The 22,065-nt window shown below is 66.1% G+C and carries 19 protein-coding genes; 7 read left to right on the top strand and 12 right to left on the bottom strand.

Features of this window, described 5'->3' with window-relative positions:
• Window positions 1-36 precede the first annotated feature (36 nt).
• Window positions 37-1,032, bottom strand: coding sequence for a Bug family tripartite tricarboxylate transporter substrate binding protein (locus ACZI8R_RS09730; RefSeq protein ID WP_463379394.1), 996 nt, complete (start codon window positions 1,030-1,032; stop codon window positions 37-39).
• Window positions 1,033-1,154: 122 nt separating this feature from the next.
• Here ACZI8R_RS09730 and ACZI8R_RS09725 point away from each other — a divergent pair, with 122 nt between their 5' ends.
• Both ACZI8R_RS09725 and ACZI8R_RS09720 read left to right on the top strand, forming a co-directional pair.
• Entirely contained in the window at window positions 1,155-2,759 is a 1,605-nt protein-coding gene (locus ACZI8R_RS09725; RefSeq protein ID WP_463379393.1) for a sensor histidine kinase, read from the top strand.
• Window positions 2,760-2,789: 30 nt separating this feature from the next.
• Window positions 2,790-3,461: a response regulator gene (locus ACZI8R_RS09720; RefSeq protein ID WP_463379392.1), complete on the top strand. Its 672-nt coding sequence runs from the start codon at window positions 2,790-2,792 to the stop codon at window positions 3,459-3,461.
• 3 nt (window positions 3,462-3,464) lie between these two features.
• Here the strand turns inward: ACZI8R_RS09720 and ACZI8R_RS09715 are convergent, their stop codons facing one another.
• From ACZI8R_RS09715 to mqo, 7 genes are all read right to left on the bottom strand, one after another.
• Window positions 3,465-4,955, bottom strand: coding sequence for a DHA2 family efflux MFS transporter permease subunit (locus ACZI8R_RS09715; RefSeq protein WP_463379391.1), 1,491 nt, complete (start codon window positions 4,953-4,955; stop codon window positions 3,465-3,467).
• An 11-nt stretch (window positions 4,956-4,966) separates the two neighbouring features.
• Complete coding sequence (gene cobA / locus ACZI8R_RS09710; protein WP_463379390.1) at window positions 4,967-6,193, bottom strand: uroporphyrinogen-III C-methyltransferase; 1,227 nt, start codon at window positions 6,191-6,193, stop codon at window positions 4,967-4,969.
• Window positions 6,190-7,995 carry a cobyrinic acid a,c-diamide synthase CobB gene (locus ACZI8R_RS09705; RefSeq protein WP_463379389.1) on the bottom strand — a complete coding sequence of 602 codons (1,806 nt, stop codon included), beginning with the start codon at window positions 7,993-7,995 and terminating at the stop codon, window positions 6,190-6,192. The genes cobA and ACZI8R_RS09705 overlap by 4 nt, the downstream gene beginning before the upstream one ends.
• The gene (gene cobO, locus ACZI8R_RS09700) at window positions 7,995-8,609 is read right to left on the bottom strand and encodes a cob(I)yrinic acid a,c-diamide adenosyltransferase (protein ID WP_463379388.1); all 615 of its coding nucleotides are present in this window, start codon (window positions 8,607-8,609) and stop codon (window positions 7,995-7,997) included. The genes ACZI8R_RS09705 and cobO overlap by 1 nt, the downstream gene beginning before the upstream one ends.
• Before the next feature lie 12 nt (window positions 8,610-8,621).
• A complete protein-coding gene (locus tag ACZI8R_RS09695) occupies window positions 8,622-10,574 on the bottom strand; it encodes a magnesium chelatase subunit D family protein (protein WP_463379387.1) in 1,953 nt (650 codons plus the stop codon).
• Window positions 10,575-10,733: 159 nt separating this feature from the next.
• Window positions 10,734-11,210, bottom strand: a complete 477-nt coding sequence (locus ACZI8R_RS09690; protein WP_463379386.1) for a GNAT family N-acetyltransferase — start codon at window positions 11,208-11,210, stop codon at window positions 10,734-10,736.
• 50 nt (window positions 11,211-11,260) lie between these two features.
• Window positions 11,261-12,781, bottom strand: coding sequence for a malate dehydrogenase (quinone) (gene mqo / locus ACZI8R_RS09685; RefSeq protein ID WP_463379385.1), 1,521 nt, complete (start codon window positions 12,779-12,781; stop codon window positions 11,261-11,263).
• Between the two features lie 147 nt (window positions 12,782-12,928).
• On the opposite strand from mqo, the gene ACZI8R_RS09680 reads away from it, so the two are divergent.
• Window positions 12,929-13,945, top strand: coding sequence for an alpha/beta hydrolase (locus ACZI8R_RS09680; RefSeq protein WP_463379384.1), 1,017 nt, complete (start codon window positions 12,929-12,931; stop codon window positions 13,943-13,945).
• Window positions 13,942-15,318: a mycothione reductase gene (gene mtr / locus ACZI8R_RS09675; protein ID WP_463379383.1), complete on the top strand. Its 1,377-nt coding sequence runs from the start codon at window positions 13,942-13,944 to the stop codon at window positions 15,316-15,318. The genes ACZI8R_RS09680 and mtr overlap by 4 nt, the downstream gene beginning before the upstream one ends.
• 19 nt (window positions 15,319-15,337) lie before the next feature.
• On the opposite strand, the gene ACZI8R_RS09670 is transcribed toward mtr, so the two are convergent.
• Complete coding sequence (locus tag ACZI8R_RS09670; RefSeq protein ID WP_463379382.1) at window positions 15,338-15,880, bottom strand: alpha/beta fold hydrolase; 543 nt, start codon at window positions 15,878-15,880, stop codon at window positions 15,338-15,340.
• 73 nt (window positions 15,881-15,953) lie between these two features.
• Here ACZI8R_RS09670 and ACZI8R_RS09665 point away from each other — a divergent pair, with 73 nt between their 5' ends.
• From ACZI8R_RS09665 to ACZI8R_RS09655, 3 genes are read left to right on the top strand one after another with little or no spacing between them, the layout of a single operon-like run.
• Window positions 15,954-16,346 carry a GntR family transcriptional regulator gene (locus ACZI8R_RS09665; RefSeq protein ID WP_463379381.1) on the top strand — a complete coding sequence of 131 codons (393 nt, stop codon included), beginning with the start codon at window positions 15,954-15,956 and terminating at the stop codon, window positions 16,344-16,346.
• On the top strand, window positions 16,343-17,263 hold the full coding sequence (locus ACZI8R_RS09660) for an ABC transporter ATP-binding protein (RefSeq protein ID WP_463379380.1): 921 nt from the start codon (window positions 16,343-16,345) through the stop codon (window positions 17,261-17,263). The genes ACZI8R_RS09665 and ACZI8R_RS09660 overlap by 4 nt, the downstream gene beginning before the upstream one ends.
• A complete protein-coding gene (locus ACZI8R_RS09655) occupies window positions 17,260-17,952 on the top strand; it encodes an ABC transporter permease (protein WP_463379379.1) in 693 nt (230 codons plus the stop codon). The genes ACZI8R_RS09660 and ACZI8R_RS09655 overlap by 4 nt, the downstream gene beginning before the upstream one ends.
• Here the strand turns inward: ACZI8R_RS09655 and ACZI8R_RS09650 are convergent.
• Genes ACZI8R_RS09650 through ACZI8R_RS09640 form a run of 3 tightly spaced genes read right to left on the bottom strand, consistent with a single transcriptional unit; the run spans window position 17,949 to window position 21,998 of the window.
• Window positions 17,949-19,478, bottom strand: coding sequence for a cobyric acid synthase (locus ACZI8R_RS09650; RefSeq protein WP_463379672.1), 1,530 nt, complete (start codon window positions 19,476-19,478; stop codon window positions 17,949-17,951). The genes ACZI8R_RS09655 and ACZI8R_RS09650 overlap by 4 nt on opposite strands.
• 20 nt (window positions 19,479-19,498) lie before the next feature.
• A complete protein-coding gene (gene map / locus ACZI8R_RS09645) occupies window positions 19,499-20,356 on the bottom strand; it encodes a type I methionyl aminopeptidase (RefSeq protein ID WP_463379378.1) in 858 nt (285 codons plus the stop codon).
• 10 nt (window positions 20,357-20,366) lie between these two features.
• Window positions 20,367-21,998, bottom strand: a complete 1,632-nt coding sequence (locus ACZI8R_RS09640; protein WP_463379377.1) for an AMP-binding protein — start codon at window positions 21,996-21,998, stop codon at window positions 20,367-20,369.
• Window positions 21,999-22,065 lie beyond the last annotated feature (67 nt).

The raw sequence follows: 22,065 nt of genomic DNA, 5'->3' as shown, positions 1-22,065 counted from the left end.
CCTCGATCAACCGAGACCCAGCTCGGACCGTGCCGATCAACCGAGACCCAGCTCGGACAGGGTGGTCGCCACCCGCTCGTCCTGGTCACGCAGGAACTGCTCGAAATCGGCGCCGGTGAGGAACGCGTCCGACCACCCGTTCTGCGCGAGTGCTTCGCGCCACCGTGCACTGCTGTGAAGTTCGGTCAGCGCCTCCACCATCGCGGCCCGCGCATCGTCGGAAATTCCCGGCGGCGCAACGACTCCGCGCCAGTTCGCGAAGGTGAGGTCGATCCCTGCCTCGGTCAGCGTCGGCGCGTCGATCCCCGGAACCCGCTCGCTTCCCGACACGGCGAGGACCCGAACCGCGCCTGCCGCGATCTGGTCGACGTATTCGCCCAGGCCGGAAGTGCCAACGGTGACCGTGTGCCCGAGCAGCGCCGTCAGTAGATCGCCACCGCCGTCGTGCGACACGAAATCCACCCGAGCGGGATCGACCCCCACCGCTCGGGCGGTCTCCATCGGGAACAAGTGGTCCGGACCGCCTGGGAGCGACCCGCCGCCGACCGTCACGGAACCGGGATCGGCCCGCCATGCCGCGACGAAGTCGTCGAGCGTTCGCAGCGGGGAATCGGCGGGAACGAGAATTGCCTCGGGTTCCTCGACCAGCTTGGCGAGCGCGGTCGCGTCCGACATTCGTACCGCCGAGCCGTTCGTGTATCCGGCTCCGACCAGACCGAGACCGGTCGTCATCATCAGCTTGTCGTTGCCCGCTTCGTTCATCAACCGGGCCATGGCGACGGTTCCGGAATCACCGACGACGTTGAAGACCCGGATGCGTCCCGTGATGCCCTCGTCTTCCATCAACTTCACAGCGGTTCGCGCCGTCAGGTCGTAACCGCCCCCCGGACTGTTCGGAACCATCATCCGGACGCCGGGTAGCCCCACGTCGTCGCGGCCGACGCCGCAGCCGGTGGTGACCAGCGCAAGCAGGCCGACCACGACCAGTAGCGCCACATCCCGCAGCCGGGACCTCCGGCCGATCTCGACCACCACAGCGCTCCTGTTCCTGTCTCTGCCCCGCGTCGATCATGCGCCCCGTCACGCGCAACACTCTCGTCGGCAATACTGGACCATCGGCGACATCCTCGTCACAACGGAACGGAACCAGGTCCATGTGGTCACAGCGGCGTCTGCGCATACGCAGCCTCGCGGGCCAAGTGCTGCTCCTTCAACTCGTGGTGGTGGCAGTGGTGCTCGTCGCCGTCGCCGCTGTGTCCGTTCATCAGTCGACGGTGGAGTTCCGCGACCTGCAGGGCCAACGCATGATCGCCGTGGCCGAGACCGTGGCCTCGACCCCGGTCGTGCGTGACCGATTGAGCGAACCCGATCTCGAACGGGTCCTCGCACCCGAGGTCGACCGAGCGGTCAACCTGTCCGACGCGACGGTGGCCGAGATCGTCGGGCCGGACGCGGTCGTCCTCGCTTCGTCCGATCCGACCCGACTGGGAACCAGATCGAATTTCGGATCGAGCGACGTGATGTCCGGGCGTGGGTGGGTCGGCGACCTGGACATCGACGGCCGGGAGTCCATTGCCAGCCACGTGCCGATCCTGTCCCGGTCCGGAGACGTTCTGGCCGTAGTGACGGTCGCCCAGAACTATCCGTCCACCTGGGAGTTGCTGAGCGGAGCGGGCGCACGCCTTTTGCTGTATCTGGGCATCGGCGCCGGCCTGGGCGCAATCGGATCGTGGTTGCTGTCGCGGCGTATCAAGACGCACACGCGTGGCCTCGAGATCACGGAGATCGCGAATCTCGCGGATCATCGAGAAGCACTGCTGCACAGCATTCGCGAAGGCGTGGTCGCCGTGAACACGGACGGCGTGATCACAGTGTTCAACGACAGCGCCCGCGAACTGCTCGACCTGCCAGGCAACGTGGTCGGCCGGCATGTGGACGAAGTGGACCTCGACACCGGGGTGCGGCAATATCTGCGAAGTGCGGGCGACAGCCCCGATGTCGTCCTCTCGACGGCCTCCCGAATGCTGGCGTTGAGCCGAAGGGCCGCCACCAGTCAGGGGCACAGGATCGGATCAGTCACCACGATGCGTGACAGCACCGAACTCGCCTCGCTGCAAAGTCAACTGTCTTCGCACAAGAGCGTCACCGACACGTTGCGCGCCCAGACGCACGAGTTCTCGAACCAGCTGCACACGATCTCCGGCCTCGCGCAGCTGGGCGACTTCGATGCCGTGACCGACTTCGTCGGCACCCTGACCAGACGACGAGCAGAGATCAGCGATGCAGTGACGCAGCGCATCTCCGACCCCGCGGTGGCCGCACTCCTGATCGCGAAGACGTCCCTCGCCGCCGAGACGGGTGTCTCCCTGACGCTGGCCGGCGATTCGCACTTACGGCCGCTCGACCCGGAATTGGCGACCGACGTCATCACGGTCGTCGGCAACCTCGTCGACAACGCGGTCGACGTTTCCGAGAGAACCCCGGGCTCGAGCATCCGCGTACGGATCACCGACGGAGACGGAATTCTCGTGGAGGTGGCCGATTCCGGACCCGGGGTGCCGGAATCGATGCGGGACGAGATCTTCTCGCGCGGGGTCACGTCGAAACCCGGCGTTCCGGGCGGGCGTGGGATCGGACTGGCGCTCGTCCGTCTGGTGACGTCACAACACGGCGGCTCAGCGTCAGTCACCGACGCACCGGACTCCGGCGGCGCGCTCTTCACCGTCCGTCTGCCACGTGGCTACACTTCCCGATCATGACGAGGCGAGCGATGGCGATACGGCGCGGAGATGTATGACGTCCTGGTCGTGGACGACGACTTCATGGTTGCCGAGATCCATCGCAGATTCGTCGACAAGACCCCCGGATTCAGCACCGTCGGCGTGGCGCGTACGGCCGAGGAAGCCTTCGAAGCGATACACACCCGCACCCCCGACCTCGTCCTGCTCGACGTCTATCTTCCGGACATGTCGGGCCTGGACGTCCTGAAGCAGTTGCGCAATGAGCGGAACGCGATCGGGGTCATCATGATCACCGCGGCACGGGAGATCGACACCGTCAGCCGCGCTCTCCACGGGGGTGCATCCGACTACCTCGTCAAGCCCTTCGACTACCGCCAGTTGCAGGAGAAGCTCGAGAACTTCGATCGGCGTGCTCGGACTCTCGAGTCCTCGACCGGTGCAGATCAGTCGGTCATCGATTCTCTGTTCGGAGGTACGGCCAAGAAGCCCGGCGCGGGCCCACTCCCCAAAGGCCTCAGTGTGGAGACCGGCCGTCTGGTCCTGGAGGTCGTGCGATCGCGGGAAGAGGTCTCTTCCAGCGAGTGCGCCGAACTCGCCGGTCTCTCACGCGTCAGCGCCCGCAAATACCTCGAGCACTATCTCGGCGAGAACGTTCTGACGGTCCGACTCGTCTACGGTTCCACCGGACGTCCGGTCCGCCGCTATCGAACGCTCACCTGAGCGTCAGCTCTGCTGGGCCGACTTCTCTGCGGCCTGCGCCTGCGCCACCTGCTCCGGCGTGAACCGAATGAACATCGCGGCGAGTCCGGCGATCGCCGCGCACGCTGCGCTGCCGACGAGGGCGAACGTGTAGCCCTCCCCCAACGCCTCGAGCTGAACAGGATTCATTTCGGAGACCTTGGCCGAGACCCCTCCGAGCGAGAGTGTGCGAGACGTCGCCATGGCGCCGATGACGGCCAGAGCCAGTGGGCCGCCCAGTGTCTGTGCCACCTGCGCGATGGCTGCCAGTGGGCCGATCTCGGTCTCCGGGACACCCGCGATGGCACACAGGGGAAGCGGTACCACTGCGAGTCCCACGCCGAAGCCGATGCCGATGATCGGGACGAAGAGGTTGGTCAGGTAGTCCGCGGAACCGTCGAGGGTCGATCCGTAGAGCAGACCCACCACCATGATCGCGGCCCCACTGAGCACGAGCCAGCGCGGCTGAATACGGACGGCCAGTCGCGATGCCACGGTGGCCGCCGCGCCGAGACCGAACGCGAACGGTATGAACGCGAGACCGGCCTCGAGGGGGCTGTACCCGAGGATGTCTTGCACGAACAGCGCCACGAACGCCGCGACCGTGAACATCACGGCGCCCGCGAAGAAGATCGCCACGAAGGTCGCGACCCGGTTCTTGTCTGCGAAGAGCGAGAACGGGAGCAGCGGGTTGTCCGCCGTGCGTTCGACGTAGAGGAAGACCGCGAACAGTACGAGACCGATCACCAGGGAACCGATCACGAGCGGGCTCGTCCACCCCAGTTCCGGCCCCTCGGTGAGCGCGAAGACCACACCCGTAGCCGCCAGCGTTGCCAGGATGGCACCGGGAACGTCGAGAGCCAGACGCTCACCCGCCGTCTCCTTCAACGCCTTGAGTGCACACAACACGATGAAGATTCCGATGGGCACGTTGATGAGGAAGATCAGCCGCCAGGAGACCTCGGTGAGTGCGCCGCCGATGATCAGGCCGGCGATCGAACCGATTCCCGTCATCGCGGCGAAGATGGCAATGGCCTGATTGCGAGCCGGCCCCGCTGCGAAGGTTGTCGCCACCAGCGCCAACGCGGTCGGTGAGGCGATCGCAGCACCGACGCCCTGCAGGAATCGCGCGAAGATGAGCATGAACTCGTTGATCGCCAGCCCGCAGAGCAGCGATGCCACCGTGAAGAGCGCGACGCCGGCAACGAACATCTTCTTGCGACCGAAGGCGTCACCGAGTCGCCCACCGAGCAGCATGAGCCCACCGAATGCCAGCGCGTACGACGTCAGAACCCAATTCCGACCGCTGTCGCTGAGGCCGAGATCTGCCTGCAACGGCGCGAGCGCCAGATTCGCCACCGTGCCGTCCAGGACGACCATCATCTGAAGACCGCTCAGGACGATGATCGCCAGACCAAGAACACGGGTCGCTGCGGACGGCGTCACAGCGCCTTCGGACACTCTGGAATCAGACACAGGAGTTCACGTTACCCAGCGTCCACAGAAAACCCGGCCACAGCCCCGATCACAACGATCGCCGGTGGACGAATCTCCTCATCACGGACACGCGCGGCCACGGTGGCGAGGTCGGCGCGCAGCACCCGTTGTGTACGCAATGTCCCTTCCTGAATCACCGTGACGGGTGTCTCGGCGGAGCGTCCACCTTCGACCAGAACATCCGCGAACAGACCGATCCGCTCCACGGCCATGAGGAGCACGATGGTGCCGTTCAACCGCGCGAGCGCAGACCAATCGACCAGTGAATCCGGGTGGTCGGGAGCCACGTGTCCGCTGACGACCACGAACTCGTGGGTGACTCCCCGATGGGTGACCGGGATTCCGGCTGCTGACGGCACCGAGATGGCGCTCGTGATGCCGGGCACGACCGTGACGGGTACGCCCGCCGCTGCACATGCTTCGAGTTCCTCGTAGCCGCGCCCGAAGACGAACGGGTCACCGCCTTTGAGCCGGACGACGAACTTACCGGCCTTCGCGTTGTCGATAAGCGCGGAGTTGATCGCTTCCTGCGCCATCGCACGGCCGTAGGGAATCTTCGCGGCATCGACGACCTCGACGTGCGGGCCCAGCTCTGCCAGTAGTTCGGGTGGGGCCAGTCGGTCGGCGACCACCACATCGGCGTGGGCCAGAAGTCTGCGGCCGCGGACGGTGATCAGGTCGGGGTCGCCGGGCCCACCTCCCACGAGAGCAACCCCCGCTGCCGGACGTTCGGCGGAATCTGTCACGGCGCCGGACTGGAGGGCCTCGAGCAGGGCGGTCCGAACAGCAGCCGACCGCCGGTGGTCGCCGCCCGCCAGCAGGCCGAGACTCATTCCGTCGTACGTTGCCGATGCCGGGGTCACCGCGGTGCCCTCGCGTGCATTGTCGGCGCGGACGCAGAAGATCCGACGACGCTCGGCTTCGGCGACGATAGCGGCGTTGGTCTCGGGCTCGTCGGTGCAGGCGATCGCGTACCACGCGCCCTCGAGATCACCGTCGGCGTAATCGCGCAGTTCGACCGCGATCTGACCACCGGTCGCCATGCCCTCGACGGCAGGCGTGACCTCCCGACTCACCACGTGCACGTCCGCACCCGATGCGACGAGCAGGCCGAGTCGGCGTTGGGCAACGGTGCCGCCGCCGACGACCACTACCCGACGGCCGTCCAGGTCGAGTCCGACGAGATAGTTGCTCTCGCCTCCGGCAGCAGTGCTCACGCGATCTCCTCGTTCGTCGAAGGTGGCCGGTCCCCCGACAGGGTCCGGCCGACCGGGAAAACTCTACGGGCAGCCGCCACGACGACACCATTCACCTGCATTTTGGACACGACCAGCTCGCCGCGCCCCGAACCGATCACTGCCGAGGACTCCGCCACCCCGTCGAGCCCCGTTGCGTCATGCACTCGCGCCGACGGGTTCGGAACGTCCACTCCCGCCAACTCCGGTGCGGGTGCACCCGCGCTCGGCACCCCGAGCCGGCCCGCCGCTTCGACGAAGGCGGCTGCCTCGGCCTTGCGATCGAGGGTGACCAGTCCGAAGCTCTCCGCGGTGGGCAATCCGGCCAACGCCGCGCGGACGGCAATCACGATCTGCTCTGCTGTGGCTCCCGTCCCGAAGCCGACCCCTACCCACAGGTCGGGCCCGGCAGCGAACTTCCGCGCCGCAGCAACGAATTTCCGTATCGATGCCGGCTGACCGGCCGGGTGGGTGTGTAGATACGAGGCGTGAACCCCATCCCGAACGAAGCCCTCGCGGGCCGGCGAACCGTCCCACGGCCGCCAGCCCCACGCCGGCCCGAATCCGTCCGCGGACTCGCAGCCCAGTGCCGTGCGGTGGAATTCGTGTCCGGTGACCCGCTCGCCGGCGTCGAACAGCACGGAGTTGCCGAGTGCCACGGCGTCGCGGTAACCGAGAGTCAGTCGTGGTCCGAACGACGCGTCGATTCCGATCACCCCGGCCATCTTCCGATCGTCGAGGCTGCGAGCCAGGTACAGCAGGCCGGCACACTCGGCATGGATCGGCGCTCCCGCGGCCGCGAGCGCGCGCAGCCGATCCAACAGTTCGGTGTTCGCCGCGAGCTCCGCGGAATGTTCCTCCGGGAAGCCACCCGGCAGCACGACTGCAGCAGTGTCCTCGGGGAGCCCATCGCGCAGCGGGTCGAACACCACGACATCGGCACCTGCTGCGAACAGCAGTTCCCGGTGCTCGGCGTAGCCGAACGTGAAGGCGTCCCCGCCGGCCACCGCCACCACCGGCCGTGGTCGGTCGTCGATAGCGCCGACCTCCGCCACAGGGTCCCAGGCTTCGCCGGTGACCGACGCGCGAGCCAGCCCCCTGATGGCATCGAGATCGAGGTGCTTCTCGGCCAGGTCCGTCATGGCCGCGACAGCGGCGAGGGCCGCGTCGCCGTGCTCCGCAGCCGGAATCAGGCCGAGGTGCCGAGACGGCACTTCCAGCTCGGCCAGCCGCGGCACGGCCCCGAGTACCGGCAGCCCCACTCGCTCACAGGCATCTCGAAGGACCTGTTCGTGCCGCGCACTGCCCACCCGATTGAGGACGACACCACCGATCCGAACGCCGGCGTCGAAGGTCGAGAACCCGTGCAGGACTGCCGCGAGACTCTGGCTGTGCCCGCGCGCATCGACCACCAGAATCACCGGCGCACCGAGAAGTGCGGCCACCTGCGCCGTGGACCCCTCGGCTGCGGGCGCAACCTCGCCCGAGTCGATCTTTCCGTCGAAGAGGCCCATCACGCCCTCTACGACAGCGATGTCGCACCCGGCGCTCCCGTGGAGAAACAACGGGCCGATTCTGTCGGCGCCGACCAGAACCGGATCCAGATTGCGTCCGGGTTTGCCCGCCGCAAGTCCGTGATAGCCAGGGTCGATGTAGTCGGGTCCGACTTTGAACGGCGCCACCTCACTACCGGACCGTCGCAGAGCTCCTACGAGTCCCGTTGCCACCGTGGTCTTTCCACTGCCCGAAGCGGGCGCGGCGATCACGACAGCGGGCGTGGGCATCACCACTCGATTCCGCGCTGGCCTTTGCGGCCCGCATCCATCGGATGCTTGACCTTGGTCATTTCGGTCACGAGGTCGGCGGCATCGATCAGCGCCTGCGGGGCATCACGTCCGGTGATGACCACGTGTTGCTTGCCCGGCCTCGACACCAGCGCCTCGACCACCTCGTCGACGTCCACCCACCCCCACTTCAGTGGGTAGGTGAACTCGTCGAGAACGTAGAAACCGTGCTCCTCGGTCTGCAAGCGACGAGAGATCTCCCGCCACCCTTCGAGAGCGGCCGCCGCGTGGTCTTCCTCGCTGCCGGACTTACGCGCCCAGGACCAGCCCTCCCCCATCTTGTGCCACTGCACCGATCCGCCCTCGCCGGTGTCCTCGTGGAGACGTCCGAGGGCGCGAAATGCGGCTTCCTCCCCCACCTTCCACTTCGCACTCTTCACGAACTGGAACACACCGACGTCGAAGCCCTGGTTCCACGCTCGCAACGCCATACCGAACGCGGCCGTCGACTTCCCCTTACCCGGGCCGGTGTGCACGGCGAGAACCGGCGCATTGCGCCGCTGGCGCGTGGTGAGCCCGTCGTCGGGCACGCTTGTAGGTACACCCTTCGGCATGTCGAACCCTCCCTATGCTGCGGCGCGGACGACGCCCGCGACCTGTTGCGCCGACAATTCCGAGAGTCGGACGTAGCCACCTCGCAGCTCCCGGGCCAACTCCGCTGCGAGACCCAGCCGCACCATTCCGGTTTCGCAGTCGACCACGACGGACGCCACCGAGGCGTCGGCCAACAGCCCGGCGGCCACCTTCGCCCTGTGGACCGGATCCTTTCCGCCGGTGGCACGTCCGTCTGTCAGCACGACGACGAGTGCTCGGCGTTGAGGATCGCGGACTCGCTCCCGGAGTGCGACTTCTCTTGCCTTAAGGAAGCCACGGGCGAGCGGGGTCTTGCCGCCGGTACGCATCGCCGAAAGGCGTCGCACGGCCACGTCGACCGACGACGTCGGTGGCAGCACCAGGTCCGCTTCCTGGCCGCGAACCGTGACGACCGCAACCTTGTCGCGCCGCTGGTAAGCGTCCCGGAGCAGGGACACGGCGGCACCCGTCACCGCGGACAAGCGGTCGCGGGCGGCCATCGACCCCGAAGCGTCGACGACGAACAGGACGAGGTTGCCTTCCCTGCCCTCTTTTTCGGAACCTCGCAGATCCGCGGAGTCCAGGATCATTCGCCCGCTCGAGCGTCCCCGTGCGTGCTGGTTCTCGGCAGCGGCGAACAGGGTGCTCACGAGGTGCAAACCGTGGCCGCGTTCGGTCGTGGAACGCACCGCTCGGCCTCGAGACGACCGCGATCGAGAGCGCTTTCCGGGCGCACCCTCACCCACACCCGGAATCTCGAGGAGCCGGGTCGTGAACTTCGCGCCGGGTGGGCCGGCCGGACGCTCGGGAGGCGGCGCGGGCGCGCCACCACCGGGGCCGTCCGGATCATCCGGGCCGTCGGGATCGGGGCCGTCCGGCCCCTCACCCGGGTCCGAATCCGGTTGTGGCTCCCCGTTTTCCGGGCCCTCGTCCGAGGGCGGGTCGTCCTGCTCCTGGTGTTCGCGAACGTCGTCGTCGGCCTGCTTCAGCGCGTCGTCGAGTTGCTGTTCGTCGAGGCCGGGTTCGTCGAAGGGGTCACGCCGACGCCGATGCGGCAGCGTGAGTTCCGCGGCGACCCGAACGTCTTCTGCTTCCACTTCTTCCGCGCCGCGCCACGCTGCGTGCGCGGTGGCCGTCCGGGCAAGCACGAGGTCCGCGCGCATACCGTCGACATCGAAAGACGCACACAGCGAAGAGATTCGGCGTAGTTCCGATTCGCCGAGCGACACCTGATCGAGACGATCACGCGCACTCAGAATTTCTGCGGCCAGCTGGGCGTCCGCGGCTTCGTACGCCGCGACGAATGCCTCCGGGTCCCGCTCGAAATCGAGGCGCCTGCGCACCACTTCCATGCGAACGTCGACGTCCCTCGACGCCGACACGTCGACCGCGAGGCCGAATCTATCGAGGAGCTGCGGGCGAAGCTCGCCCTCCTCCGGGTTCATCGTTCCGACGAGAACGAACTTCGACGGGTGCGAGTGGGAGATGCCGTCCCGCTCGATGTGCACTCGACCCATCGCCGCCGCGTCGAGCAACACGTCGACCAGGTGGTCGTGCAGGAGGTTCACTTCGTCGACGTACAGCACGCCCTGATGCGCGGCCGCGAGTAGACCGGGCTGGAAGGAACGTTCACCCTCACGCAGCACCTTCTCGAGGTCGAGCGAGCCCACGACCCGGTCCTCGGTGGCACCGACCGGTAGTTCGACCAGACGCGCGGGGCGCGACTCGCCGTCCACGAGGACGGCGGGAAGCAAGGCGGTCAGTGCTCGCACCACCGTCGATTTCGCGGTGCCCTTCTCGCCGCGAACGAGGACACCCCCGATCCCGGGGTGTACGGCACACAGGATCAAGGCCAGTCTCAGCTGGTCCTGACCCACCACCGCACTGAACGGAAAGCCGCTCTGCCTGTCGAGGTCTGGTTCCGTACGCACACGACTTCCCTTCACCACTCGGTATCCACGCCGAGATCTATTGCCGGTACGTACGCCACGGCAACCTGGCTGGGATCGGAGGATCCGTCACAGTGGCGGGACCGCGCCTGGTTCGAACAGGACTTTCCCGCAGCGCACGACACAACCCTAGTTGTCCGCGCGGCCGCGCGGCCCTCAGGGTGTGACGGTGAAGGCGTCCCCGCCGCCCCGACGCATCGGAGTGTGCGCGATGCCGTCCTCGAGGTATTCCTCGCCGACGGCCACGAATCCGTGCTTGCCGTACATCTCGACGAGGTGGCTCTGCGCCGAGAGGTCGCACGGAGCCGTCCCGACTTCGGCGAGCGCCGCCCGCAGCAACCTGGTGGTGTGGCCGCGCCCTCGCGCGGACTCGGCAGTGCACAGCCGACCGATTCGGAACGACGTGTTGCCGTCGTGATGCTCCTCCATCAGGCGGAGCGTGCAGACGACCTCACCGTCCTGCTCCAACCACAGATGACGGGTCTCGGCCTCGAGATCACGGCCGTCCAGCTCCGGGTACGGGCACTCCTGCTCCACGACGAAGATCTCGACGCGCAGCTTCAGCAAGGCGTAAAGCGTCTTGTTGTCGAGATCGAGAGCCCAGGAGCGTCGCAGTGCCGCAGTAGCCGTCATGGGGAGCAACTATGGCACACAGCCCGAGCTCTCGACCTGTGCCCGCGGTGCTACGCCGAGACTGCGACCTCGTCGATATCGGCGGAGTCCAGCTGCAGAACCTTCGACGACCAGTCCCACACCTGACGGAACAGATCGTTGTCGTCGCTGAGCTTCACACCGAGCGAAGGAATCATTTCCTGCAGCTTCGGCTTCCATGCCTCGTACTGGCCGGGGAAGCAACGCTCGAGAACGTCGAGCATCGCCGGCACGGCCGTGGAGGCGCCTGGCGAAGCACCGAGAAGGCCGGCGATCGTGCCGTCACCGGCGCTGACCACGGCGGTACCGAACTCGAGCACCCCGCCCTTGCCCTTGGCGCGGCGAATCACCTGGACGCGCTGGCCTGCGGTGATGAGTTCCCAATCCTTCGCGAGCGCCTTCGGCACGAACTCACTCAGGTCGTCGATGCGACCGGCTTCTGTCTTTGCCAGCTCGCTGACCAGGTACTTCACCAGACCGAGCTCGCTGACGCCCACACCGAGCATCGACAGCAGGTTGTTGGGCTTCACCGAACCGGGAAGGTCCGTCACGCGGCCTTCCTTCAGGAACTTGGGCGACCAGCCGGCGTAGGGGCCGAACATCAGGCCGGGCTTGTTGCCGATGACGCGGGTGTCGAGGTGCGGAACCGACATCGGGGGCGCACCCACGGCAGCCTTGCCGTAGACCTTGGCGTTGTGCTGGTGAATCAGGTCGGGATCGGTGCACCGCAGGAAGGCACCGCTGACCGGGAACCCACCGAAGCCCTTGGCCTCTTCGATACCGGACTTCTGCAGCAGGTGCAGGGCGCCGCCACCCGCGCCGACGAACACGAACTTCGCGCGGACGGTCTTCTTCGCACCGGTGCGGCGGTTCGACACCTTGACGACCCACGAGCCGTCGGACTGCTTGGTGAGGTTTGTCACCTCGTGACCGAAGTGGATGGTGCCTCCGGAGGACCCCACGTAGCCGAGGAGTTGCTTCGACAGCGCACCGAAGTCGACATCGGTGCCGTTCTCGGTCCAGTTGAGGGCGATGGGATCGGAGAAGTCGCGACCCTTGGACATCAACGGCAGGCGGCGGGCGAACTCGTCCGCGTCGTCGATGTACTCCATGCCGGCGAACAGCGGGTGACCGGCCAGTGCGTCGTAGCGCGCACGCAGGTACTTCGCGTTGTCTGCCCCGTGAACGAAGCTGACGTGCGGGATGGGGTTGATGAATTCTTTCGGCTGCGTCAGAACACCGGTCTCGACGCCGTGCGACCAGAACTGACGCGACACCTGGAACTGCTCGTTGACGTTGATCGCCTTGGCGATGTCGACCGAGCCGTCCGAGTTCTGCGGCGTGTAGTTCAGTTCACACAGGGCGGAGTGGCCGGTACCTGCGTTGTTCCACGGATCGCTGCTCTCGGCTGCCGCAGCGTCGAGACGCTCGAACAGCGTGATCGACCAGTCCGGCTGGACCTGGCGCAAAATCGCACCGAGGGTCGCGCTCATGATGCCGGCGCCCACGAGCACTACATCGGTCTTCGTCTCTACCGCGTTCTTGTCTGACACTGGAGAATCGACTTCCTGTCCATGAGCCGTGCGCGCAATCCGCTCGCAATGTTCCGCGAAACAGGCTACCTGGGTGTAAGCAGCCCATTCACTCCCCCCAATTGTGCCCCTCCGCGCTCCGTCGTTGCGCCCATTAGATTGTGATCTGTGACTACTTGGGTTCCAGACGTCCTCGGCGACGGATACCAGCAGACGACCATCCCCCTCGGGGCCGATCCGGACGGCGAAGGCGACGTCCGGGCCACCCTGGTGAAGTACCGACCCGCAGCGTCCGGGCAGAGCACTGGACGTGCGGTTCTCTACGTTCACGGGTTCACCGACTACTTCTTCCAGAAGCATCTCGCCGAACACTTCGCGCAGCAGGGCTACGACTTCTACGCCTTGGATCTGCGCAAGTGCGGAAGGTCGCTGGGCCCCGGTCAGACGGCGCACTTCGTGTCCGATCTCACCATGTACGAGACGGAACTGAACGAGGCCCTGCGCATCGTTCGGGAAGAGACGGCCGCACCCGAGAAGCTCGGCGAAGTTCTGCTCGTGGCCCACTCGACGGGCGGTCTGGTCCTGCCGCTGTGGCTCGACAAACTGCAGCGCCGACCCGGCGGCACCGCAGGACACGGAATCACCGGCGTGATCCTCAACAGCCCGTGGTTCGACCTGCAAGGTCCCTCGTATCTCCGCAGCGTCGGCACGGTCGCCGTCGACGCCGTGGGCAAGGTGGCGTCGAAGAACGTCATCCCCAAGACCACCCTCGACACGTACGGCACCAGCCTGCACGTCGACGGCAACGGCATCTGGAACTACAACCTCGACTGGAAACCACTCAGCGGCTTTCCGGTCACGTTCGGCTGGCTGCGCGCGATTCGCCGCGGGCACGCCAAACTGCATCGCGGACTCGACATCGGAGTACCGGCCCTCGTTCTGCGGTCGAAGAAGACGTACTTCGCACCGCGTTACGACCCGAAGGTCGACACTGCAGACTCGGTCCTCGACGTCCGTCAGATCGCCCGCTGGGCAGGATGCCTCGGCGACCGAACCACCATCGTTCCCATCGACGGCGCACGGCACGACGTTTTCCTGTCGTCGAAAGAACCCCTCGCACAGGCTTTCTCCGAGGTCGACCTCTGGCTCGACTGGCTGCACGGACATCAGGAGACGAACGCATGACGCACTACGATTTCGCAATCATCGGCACCGGTTCCGGAAACTCCTTGCCGGACGAGCGATTCGACGACAAGAAGATCGCGATTCTCGAAGAGGGGACGTTCGGCGGAACGTGCCTGAACGTAGGGTGCATCCCCACCAAGATGTTCGTGTACGCCGCAGAGGTTGCCAATGCGGTCACCCATTCGGCGAAGTACGGCGTCGACGCGACTCTCGACGGCGTTCGGTGGCCGGACGTCGTGAAGCGCGTGTTCGGCCGTATCGATCCCATCGCAGAGGGTGGTGACAACTACCGAACCAACGGCAGCCCCAACATCACCGTCTATCGCGGGCACGCACGGTTCGTCGGTCCGCGCACGATCGACACCGGCACCGGTGAAGTCATCACGGCCGACCAGGTGGTGATCGCGGCAGGCTCGCGGCCGACAGTGCCCGACGCCGTGCTGACGAACGGAGCGCGCTATTACACCAACGAAGACGTGATGCGCCTGCCGGAGCTACCGAAGCACCTGGTGATTCTCGGATCCGGCTTCGTCGCAACCGAGTTCGCACACGTCTTCGGATCGCTGGGCAGCAAGGTCTCGATCATCGCGCGCGGCCCCCACATGTTGCGCCATCTCGACGACTCGGTGTCGCAGCGATTCACCGATCTCGCACTCGGAAAGTGGGACGTGCGTCTCGAGAGTGGTTTGAAGTCCGTGCACGACTCCGCGAACGGCGTCGTGGTCGAACTCACCGACGGCACCACGATCGACGCCGACGCACTACTCGTCGCGACCGGTCGACAGCCCAACGGCGATCTCCTCGATGTCGCCGAGACCGGCGTCGAACTCGACGGCGACGGATACGTGGTCGTGGACGAGTTCCAGCGCACCACCGCCGAAGGCATCTTCGCTCTCGGTGACGTCTCCTCGCACCAACAGCTCAAGCACGTCGCGAACCACGAGGCCCGGATCGTGCAACACAACCTCCTTCACGACGCCTGGAAGGACACGTCCGAGCTGCGCAAGTCGGACCACCGTTTCGTCCCTGCCGCCGTCTTCACGAACCCCCAGATCGCCCACGTCGGACTGACGGAAAGCGAAGCCCGCGAACAGGGTTTCGACATCACGGTGAAGGTGCAGGCATACGGCGACGTCGCCTACGGATGGGCGATGGAGGACGACGAGGGCTTCTGCAAGATCATCGCGGAGCGCGGGACAGGACGGCTCCTCGGCGCTCACGTGATCGGTGCCCAGGCGCCCACGGTGATCCAGCCGCTCATCCAGGCGATGAGCCTCGGAACCGATGCCATGACGATGGCGAGAGGTCAGTACTGGATCCACCCAGGATTGCCGGAAGTGGTCGAGAACGCACTTCTCGGCCTCGAGATCTGAGCCCTCTACAGCTCGGTTCTCACCAGGGGCTGGTGCGGAGAACGATCTCGCTCGCGAGTTCTGCCGACCGGTCCCGGGGCACGTTGTCGGTGGCCGGCGTCTCGACCACTCGTAGCTCGCCGTACACGTAGCGTCCGCTCGCGTCGGCGTCCGCTCGCCGCTCCGAGCTTCCGACCATGATCGTGGTCGGAAGCTCGACCGGCGGGCAATCGGAACCGCCGACGGCCGGGTGGCCCCGATCGGCCACGATCAGGCTTGCGAATCTCCCGAAGTGCCGGGCCGCCAACTCCCACGCGAGCTCGGCACCCTTGCCGCTACCCACGAGGTTGACCCAGCTCACGTCGAGCTGGTCGAGCGCGGACAGGATCGCTTCCTGCGTCCAGCCGTCCCCCTCTGGAACGACGGTGCGCAGGTCCGAGTTGTGCAGCCGTTCGCACACCGCGTCGTAGACGTCGGGCGAATCCCCTTCGCCGGGCAGCAGAAGCACCACGTGCTTGCTCGCAGGCCCGTCCACTCGGACGGCCGCATCCCCGCCGTCCACCGCCACGTGAATCAACTCCATGGTCCGAAACGGTACGCGATCCGCCACCTCTTGCGCTGCACCCGAATCACCCCTATGGTTCATTACATGACTAATGAACCACGCAACCGGGGAAGGTGACGTCGTGTTCGAAGACGGCAAGCCACTGTTCCTGCAGATTGCGGAGATGGTCGAGAACTCGGTCATCGACGGCTCCCTCCCCGAAAACGACCAAGCGCCCTCGTCGAACGAGCTCGCGGCCTTCCACCGAATCAACCCGGCAACCGCTGCGAAGGGACTGAATCAGCTCGTGGCAGACGGCATCCTCTACAAGAAGCGGGGCATCGGCCTCTTCGTCACCCAGGGGGCGCGCGACGCACTCCGACTTCGACGCCGCGAGCGGTTCGCACGCCAATACATCGACCCGATGGTCGCCGAGGCAGACAAGCTCGGCCTCGACATCGGCGAGATCAAATCCATGCTCGAACAACGAGAGGGGGCGCGATGAGCGCCGCAACGATCGACCGGCTCGGGACAGATACCGATATCGTCGCCTCGACTCGGGGGCTGACCAAGCGATTCGGCGGGTTCACCGCACTCGACGACGTGACGCTGGACCTGAAGCGCAACCGGATCTACGGCCTTCTCGGCCGCAACGGCGCCGGCAAGACGACCCTGATGCAGATTCTCACCGGCCAGGCGTTTCAATCGTCCGGAGAAGTCACGGTGTTCGGGGCGACGCCGCACGAGAACACCGAAGTACTACGTGAGGTGTCCTGCATCCGGGAAGGGCAGTGCTATCCCCCGGACTTCAAGGTCAAGCACGTCCTTGCCGCCGCGCGCCACCTCCTGCGCGATTGGGACGAAGAGTTCGCGCAGGACCTTCTGCGCGACTTCGACCTACCCACCGATCGCAAGGTGAAGAAGCTTTCCCGCGGCATGAACTCGGCCCTTGGTGTCGTCATCGGACTGGCGTCGAGGGCGCCGCTGACGTTCTTCGACGAGCCCTACCTCGGTCTCGATGCTGTTGCGCGACATCTTTTCTACGATCGACTGCTCGCCGACTATGCCGAGCATCCGCGGACCGTCGTGCTGTCGACACACCTCATCGACGAGGTCGCCGACCTGCTCGAGCACGTGATCCTCATCGATCGCGGACGCATCGTCACCGATGCCGACGCGGACGAGCTCAGGGAATCTGCGATCTCCGTCGCCGGCCCATCGGTGGACGTCGACCCGTTCGTCGGGGCCCGTCCTGAACTTCGCCGAGAGTCGATGGGCAACCACACTCGCGTCACGATTCGATCCGATTCGCACTCCGAGGACGTCGCGCACGCAAAGGCACTCGGCCTGTCCGTCGAACCCGTCTCGCTCCAGCAACTCATCGTCGACACCACCACCCCGCACGGAAAGGCCCCGCGATGATCACCCGCGCACTTGCCGTTTCACGCATCCACACCGTCGCCTGGCCACTTCTGGTGGCATGGCCGATCGGAATACTGGCCGTGGCGTTCGCGATCCCCTGGGCGATCTTCGCCATCGCGCAGACCGGCGAATCCAATTTCACGGGAAGCGTTTCCGCACTGCTCGGTGTGGCTCTCGCGTTCTACATCGGCGCGATGACCCAGACGTTCCCCTTCGCCCTCGGCCTGAGTGTCACTCGGCGGGACTACTTCGCCGCCACACTGCTCGTCGCCCTCGCCCAGATCGTGGGCTTCGGGGTGATGCTGTGGCTCCTGTCCGTAGTCGAAACTGCTACCGACGGATGGGGTGTGGACATGGTGATGTTCGGAATTCCGAACATCTTCACGTCCAATCCGTTCGTTCAGCTCGGCACGTATCTCGCCGTTCTTGCCTTGATCGCCGGCGTCGGCCTGCTGTTCGGAGCGCTGCACCGGAGGTGGCGGGTCACGGGCCTGCTGTCGGTAGGCGCCGGAGTGTTGATCGTCGCCGGTATCGCCGCCGTCGTCGTCACCTGGCAGGGATGGTGGCCGGAGATCGGTCACTGGTTCGCCGACGTTCCCCGAGTAGTCCCCATGGTCCTGTTCCCGGCAGTTCTGGCCGCGGCGTTCATCGCCGGTGCCTGGCAGCTGATTCGCCGCGCTACGGCTTAACGGCCACCGGACAGGTTCGTCCCGGCCGTGGGTAGTCCCGACGGGGCGCCCTCGTCGAGGAGGCCCAGAATCGCATCGACGTCGAGGTGCTTCTCGACCAAGTCGGCCAGCAGATCGATCTGGGCCGTACGCATTTCGGAGACGTCGGTGTCGGGTGCAACCACGAACCCGTACCGGCCCGCATGATCGGCGACGTCTGTCAACAGAATCCGTCTGAATCGGTCGGACTCGAGCAGGCCGTGCCAGTGAGTCCCGTACACGGCGCCGCGGATACTTCCTTCCGCGGCGCCGTCGTGCGTGTGCAGCAGTGGCGGATCGCCGTTTCGACGTACCCGGCCGTGATGAATTTCGTATCCGGACACCGGAACACCGTGAGCATCGCCGCGCACCTGCGCCAGGATCTTGTCCGTCGCGAACTCGACTTCGAGGTCCAGGAGACCGAGGCCCCGCGTGTGCCCCTCCCCCGATTCGACGTCGTCGTCGATCACGGACCCCAACATCTGATAGCCGCCACAGATCCCGAGAATCGGCCGACCGGCCGCCGCCCTGGCAACGATCGCATCTGCAATACCGCTGCGACGCAACCACTCGAGGTCGCTGACCGTCGACTTGCTCCCCGGCAGAACCACCAAGTCAGCGTCGGCGAGACGAGATGGTTCCGTCACCCACTGCACCGAGACGCCCGGCTCACAGGCCAGTGCCTCGACATCGGTGGAGTTGGAGATGCGAGGCAGTCTCACGGCGGCCACGCGCAGCCACTCGTCACCGATCGGCGGCGCCGGCCGGCCCACCGGAGCGTCGGCAACCACTCCGAGGGAATCCTCGGCATCGATCCACAAATCGTTCGCGAAGGGGACGACGCCCAACGTCGGCCTGCCGGTGAGAGTGCGTAGCTGTTCGAGGCCGGGCTCCAGGAGCTTCGGATCGCCACGGAACTTGTTGATCACGAACCCGGAAATCAGAGCCTGATCCTCGGGCGACAGCACGGCCAACGTTCCGAACAGGTGGGCCAGTACACCGCCGCGGTCGATATCCCCCACCACGATGACGGGCAGGTTCGCTGCACGAGCAAGACCCATGTTCGCCAAGTCGGTTGCGCGAAGGTTGATCTCGGCAGGTGAACCTGCGCCCTCGCAGACGACGTAGTCGAACTCGGCCCGCAAAGACGCGAGGTCTTCCGCGACCACTCCGCGCAGGTGGTCGCGCTGCTTCATGTAGTCGGCGGCGCCGAGTGTGGTGACAGCTCGACCCCGAACGACCAGTTGCGATCGTCGATCGCTACCCGGCTTCAGCAGAATCGGGTTGAAGCGGGTACTCGGCTCCAATCCGCAGGCCTGAGCTTGTAGTGCCTGCGCTCTGCCGATCTCGCCGCCGTCGAGCGTGACCACCGAGTTGTTCGACATGTTCTGCGCCTTGAACGGCGCAACAGAGAAGCCGCGACGAGCGAGCAGACGACAAAGTCCCGCAACCAGCACGCTCTTCCCTGCGTCGGACGTCGTACCCGCGACGAGAAGTGCGCCGCCGATTCCGCGCCGGGCGCCGGAGGTCACGGCAGGGTCAGGATCTCGGCACCCGACTCGGTGACCACCAGTGTGTGCTCGAACTGGGCGGTCCACTTGCGGTCCTTGGTCACCACGGTCCAGCCGTCGTCCCAGATGTCGTATTCGATACCACCGAGGTTGATCATCGGCTCGATGGTGAACACCATGCCGGGTTCGATGATCGTGTCCACGTTCGGCTGGTCGTAATGCAGGATCACGAGTCCGTTGTGGAAGGTCTCACCGATGCCGTGTCCGGTGAAATCCTCCACGACGCCGTACCCGAACCGGTGGGCGTACGACTCGATGACCCGGCCGATGATGTTGAGTGCGCGGCCCGGCTTGACCGCCTTGATCGCGCGCATCGTCGCCTCGTGGGTGCGCTCCACGAGCAGGCGATGCTCTTCGGACACGTCGCCGGCGAGGAACGTGGCGTTGGTATCGCCGTGCACTCCACCGATGTAGGCCGTGACGTCGATGTTGACGATGTCGCCGTCCTGGATCACCGTCGAATCCGGGATGCCGTGGCAGATCACCTCGTTGAGCGAAGTGCAGCAGGACTTCTGAAATCCTCGGTAACCCAGAGTCGACGGGTACGCACCGTGGTCGCACATGTACTCGTGGGCGATCCGGTCGAGTTCGTCGGTCGTCACGCCTGGCGCAACAGCCTTGCCTGCCTCTTGAAGTGCCCTCGCGGCGATCTTGCTTGCGGTCCGCATCGCCTCGATCGTCTCGGGAGTCTGGACCCACGGCTCGTTGCCCTCGTTCGCGGTGGGCTTCCACGCGTACTCGGGCCGCTCGATGCCGGCGGGCACACTCAGTACGGGCGAGACGGTTCCAGGACGAAGTTCGGTACGCACAGACATGCCCGCCAGATTACCTGGGCTCCCCCTTCCTCAGGATGTAGCGCTGCACCTTGCCGCTCGGCGTCTTCGGCAGCGAGGGCACGAAGTGGACCGTTCGCGGGTACGCATGCGCAGCGAACTTGGCCTTCACCAGCTGCTGCAGTTCGGTCTCGAGCGCATCGTCGCCGTCGACTCCGTCACGCAGGACCACGAATGCCTCCAGCACCTCACCACGCAGTTCGTCCGGCATACCCACGACGGCAGCCTCCACCACCTGCTCGTGCATCACCAGGACACTCTCGACGTCGAAAGGACCGATCCGGTAACCGGCCATGATGATCACGTCGTCGTCGCGGGCGGAGAAGAAATAGAAGCCGTCCTCGTCGAACATGCCTGCGTCACCGGTGACATACCAGCGCCCATCCCCGGCATACCGTCCGGCAGTCTTCTCCGGTGCGTCGACGTACCCCGTGAACCACAGCAGCGGGCTGCGTTCGACATCGATCGCCACGCGCCCCTGTGTCAGCGCGGGTGCCGGTTCGTCCTTGTCGTCGAGCAGGATCGTGCATTCCCAGCCGGGCAAGGGCAGGCCCATCGAGCCCGGACGCACGTCCGCCCTGACCCCGTCGGCCCACCCGTTGACGATGAACATGCCGTGCTCGGTCTGCCCGTAGTGATCGCGCACCTCGACGCCCAACGTCGACTTCGACCAGGCGACCACGTCCGGGGTGAGCGGCTCGCCTGCCGACGAGGCACGCCGCAGTGACAACCCCTCGGGCACGGGCGTCTCGTCTGCTCGCAAGCTTCGGTACACGGTCGGTGCCGCCGCGAAGTTGGTGACTCCGAACTTTTCGATGATCTGCCAGGTGAGTGGCGCGGAGAAGCCCGAATGCAGGAGCAGGCTCCGAGTGCCGGCCGCCATCGGGCCCAGCAATGCGTAGTAGAGCCCGTAAGCCCAGCCCGGATCGGCGGCATTCCAGAACACGTCGTCGGGTCGGACGTCGAGCCCGAACTCCTGGTAGGCGTGGAACGAGGCCAGCGCGCGGACCGGAACAGGAACGCCCTTGGGCGTACCCGTCGTCCCGCTCGTGAAGAGCTGCACCATCGGCCCGTCGCCGCCGACCACGGCGGCCGCACCGTTCGGATCTTCCGCCGAATGCGAGTCCACGAGTTCACGGAAGGAGTCCGCACCGTCCGTCGCAGGACCGGCAACGACGAGCCGCCACGACGGTTCGGACGGCATGTCCTCGCCCGGCGCGAGCTTCGAGGTCTGGTCGGCGTCGGCGACCACTACCTTCGCCCCGCTCGCCTCCAGGCGGAATGCGATGGCAGGTGCGGCGAACGCCGTGAACAGCGGCACGTGCACGGCACCGCGACGCCAGATCCCCAAGAGCGCCACCACCAGGTCGGCTGACTTACCCATCAAGGTCGCCACGTGGTCCCCGGCGTTCACACCCAGGTCCGCGAGCGCAGCAGCAAAGCGCGTCGACTGTTCCCGCAACTGCCCGTAGGTCAGGTCGACGTGGGAGAGATCTCCGTCCACGACCGTGAACGCGACCGCATCGGCAGGGTGCCGGTCGCACAGCAGATCGGCCGTGCAGGCGTCGGGGGTGTCGTATTCGCCGAGCAGTTCACGCACGCGGGCGTCGGCATCAGGGTGCATCGGTGGCTCCTCGCTACTCCGGTCGGAGGCTGCCCCGGTGGGGGCAACCGTCCATCTTCGTCGCCGT

This window comes from Rhodococcus huquni (assembly GCF_055231055.1).
The sequence above is the reverse complement of the archived record's forward strand: the minus strand, read 5'-3'. Positions and strand labels throughout refer to the sequence as shown.